General features: G+C 51.5%; 1 pseudogene. It reads left to right on the top strand.

Features of this window, described 5'->3' with window-relative positions:
* Positions 1-277: 277 nt before the first annotated feature.
* Positions 278-404 (top strand): annotated as a pseudogene (locus CYR32_RS21210) (GntR family transcriptional regulator); the annotation flags it as partial.

The following is a 404-nucleotide window of genomic DNA, read 5'->3' as shown; positions in this document are numbered from 1 at the left end:
ATGGGAACCCCCCGTTTTTTCCAGGCCCACATTTGCGTGTTTTTCCTTTCATCGGTGATGTCCGGCATTGCCATTGCGAACACATTCCATTGTTGATTTTCCGGCCCGGTTTTACCGGCCCTTTTGGCGCATGTCATGCGCATTTCAGACGGGCAGCGACGCATGCCCCAGGAGAATGCTTTTTCCGTGTACCGGAAAAAATGGTGATACCCAGGTGTGTAACCGGGTTATGTTGACCCCTGCTGTCCGGCATGGGTTTATCTTAAAGGAACTATAGATGACAGAACACGACGACAAACCAGACGTGGTTCGGCGTAAACGCACAGATGAAATCGCCCACGCGATTAAAGACAACATCATTGAACAAAACCTGGGGCCGGGCGATCGCCTGCCACAGGAAAAAG

Origin of the sequence: Chimaeribacter coloradensis, assembly GCF_002858715.1 — a bacterium.
In the GTDB taxonomy this organism is placed as follows: Bacteria; Pseudomonadota; Gammaproteobacteria; order Enterobacterales; family Enterobacteriaceae; genus Chimaeribacter; species Chimaeribacter coloradensis.
The sequence above is the reverse complement of the archived record's forward strand: the minus strand, read 5'-3'. Positions and strand labels throughout refer to the sequence as shown.